This window comes from Haloarcula sp. H-GB5 (genome assembly GCF_054850705.1).
Genome location: NZ_JBTWBG010000019.1, coordinates 1 through 2,409 on the forward strand (window position 1 = coordinate 1; position 2,409 = coordinate 2,409).

Below are 2,409 nucleotides of genomic sequence, written 5' to 3' on the forward strand. Positions count from 1 at the left end.
GCACCCGCCAGAGGAACAGAAAACCGCCGTCTCAGTCGAGGCCGGGGAGTCGTTCAGCAATGATGATGCCGCCCCTCGGCCCCTCCAAGTACAGTGCTGTGTGCCCACGAAAGTAGATGGTGTAGCGGTCTGGAACGTACTGGTGGCCGGGTGAAAGCGTCGCGATGGCCTTCGACAAGATCCGCGCCGAGAATAGTGAGTCGCCGTTGTGGTTCGACAGGCGGCCGGATTGCAGTGGCTCCCAGCTATCGAACTCGTAGTCAGCTGGTGGCGTCAGTGTCGTCCGGGCTGTCGCGATCAGGTAGTCCGCCCCGTCGACAACTTTAGCGGCGGTGTTCGTTACATCTGGAATGAATTCCACATTCCCCCCGAAGTCGGTCATCGGCTCGTTGTCCCAGCGCAATGCTTCTGGATGGCCGGCGACCGGCACTGGCGGGCCTCGGAAGCCCTCGCTTCGGATATGGGATTTGGCTTTGCTCTCGCAACCGAATGTCTCCCCACAGGTGCACTCGAACGATTCGTCGTTGCGATAGTAGCCGTCAGTATCCTGTGAGCGGACGATTTCACCGTCGTCGTCCATATAGATGGTGTCGACATACCCCCACGAGTACGACACCTCAATCTCGTGCTCCTGTCCGGGCTTGCTGAAGTCGAAGCCGACTTGCTGGTCTGGCTGTCCGTCCTGCGTCTGAGTCGGATCAGTTGTAGTCATCCTCTCACCCGCCAGAGGAACAGAAAATCACTCAGCTCAAGGGTTTAACCAACAGAAGCGATGAGTGTTGGTTAATATGGGGTGTCATCCTGACGACCACCGTTTCAGGTCGCTCTGGGCGTTGGTCTGTCCACGGAACGACAGCCGGTCAGCCATTGGAACGCTCACCACTTCGCCGTTGCGAGCCACGTAATTATTCAGATATCGGTGGTCATCGTCGCTGTAGCTGCCGTCCTTGTTTGGCTCGCTGTCGGGCGAGACGTAGATGATGCTAAACGCCGGCAAGCCAAACGCTCGAGTTTGCGAGATTTGTAGCACCATCGCGTCACCGGGCCCGTGGCAGTCAATGAGGTCCCCACGATGCAGTTGCTCCCCCAGCGGCGTGCGAGAGGCCTCCGACCGGGAGAGTCGCTGTCCGTCGCGATGGGAGTTCCACGGCTCAAGTGGATCTAGCTCTTGGTTCGGGCAGATCCGTGCTGTGGAATCGTCGACCAGCTCCACGACGTACGGGTTTTGCTGGCCGAAGTGGTACTTGTAATCCGGCGACCGCCGGGCTCGCTCGATGTGGGTCTCTACTGCTTCGGCTGCCATCTCCCGGGTTGGGAACAGTCCCTGCCAAGAGCAGTAATTATCCGAACAGACGGCCAGAAATCCAGTCTCCGCCGTCCGAATTACCTCGCGATCAAGCGGCGTATCAACTTGGATATCCGCTGCACGCTCAATATCGCGGGTTTGCACGCTATCCATCCTGTTCTCCCTCCCCGCCGTCGGTCGCGAGACTTGTTTGTCTCGTGGCAAGGAACCGCTCAGGGACGTTCTCGAATGCATCCAGCCCTGCCTGCTCAGTTCCCTCGACGTCGACGCCACTGTGGTCTGTTTGCCACGTAGCAGAATCGCGCTCGAAGCCCCCGTCAAAGGCCGAGAGTTCTGATCGTCGGGCTGGAGCCGCTGCTGACGAGAGTTCTTCGGCCCGGTCTGAAAGCCAGTCCATCTGGTCGAACATCCCGTCGAAGTCACGCTCCTGGAAGGGGAAGCGAACTGTCGCTTTCGGGGGAAGAGCAGTGTAGGTCTCTCGCCCAGTCCGAATCGCAGTTGGTCGGCCGTCGAAGATGTCGCGCTCACGCAGCGCGTCGACGTAGTCGCTGCCGGCCAGAACGACCAACTCCCGGCAGGGGGACTCCTGCTGATCGGCAGCATAAGGCCGCCGGAGCCAATCACCGAGAGACGAGTGGACACGGAGCGCCCAGCGGTCAAGGCGGGTTTCGACCTGTTCCCCTGACGGCAGCCGATAATTGGCTTCTCCCTCGATGGGTTCGCCGCGCAGGTCCTCAATGGTCGTATCATACGGAGCGACCGTCTGCCGGGGCATCAAGATCCCGTGTTCTGCAGAGAGAACCGCCCAAGTGTTCGCCCGTCGGTCAGCAGTTCGAGCCCACTGGACAGCTGCCTCGGCATACGATCGCTTGACCGAGAAGTACGAGGATGTATAGAGATCGCGAGCTGCAACTGGCTGGTCGGTTTTCGCATCGCCGCATCCGATGAGTACGAAGCGGCCACGAGTTCGCTCAGTCTGAGTGGTAGTCATCTGTTTCCCTCACCCCACCAGGGAGTCACAAAACTCTCTGAGGCTGTCCGGTCGGCTCTAGCCGTGGACCTCAGTGGGAGTGAGTCCTGCCCGGTATTCCACCCTGTCTCGT

At 59.9% G+C, this 2,409-nt stretch carries 3 protein-coding genes; all 3 read right to left on the reverse strand.

Features of this window, described 5'->3' with window-relative positions; translation table 11 throughout:
* Positions 1-31: 31 nt before the first annotated feature.
* Complete coding sequence (locus ACYJ11_RS21255) at positions 32-712, reverse strand: hypothetical protein (RefSeq protein ID WP_461649377.1); 681 nt, start codon at positions 710-712, stop codon at positions 32-34.
* Positions 713-796: 84 nt separating this feature from the next.
* Positions 797-1,459: a hypothetical protein gene (locus tag ACYJ11_RS21260; RefSeq protein WP_461649378.1), complete on the reverse strand. Its 663-nt coding sequence runs from the start codon at positions 1,457-1,459 to the stop codon at positions 797-799.
* Positions 1,452-2,297, reverse strand: a complete 846-nt coding sequence (locus ACYJ11_RS21265) for a DUF6884 domain-containing protein (RefSeq protein WP_461649379.1) — start codon at positions 2,295-2,297, stop codon at positions 1,452-1,454. Before ACYJ11_RS21265 ends, ACYJ11_RS21260 begins: the two co-directional genes overlap by 8 nt.
* Positions 2,298-2,409: the final 112 nt, after the last annotated feature.

Coding starts and splice junctions, on each gene's coding strand:
- ACYJ11_RS21255 (WP_461649377.1), bottom strand. CDS start 712: ATGACTACAACTGATCCGACTCAGACGCAGGACGGACAGCCAGACCAG.
- ACYJ11_RS21260 (WP_461649378.1), bottom strand. CDS start 1,459: ATGGATAGCGTGCAAACCCGCGATATTGAGCGTGCAGCGGATATCCAA.
- ACYJ11_RS21265 (WP_461649379.1), bottom strand. CDS start 2,297: ATGACTACCACTCAGACTGAGCGAACTCGTGGCCGCTTCGTACTCATC.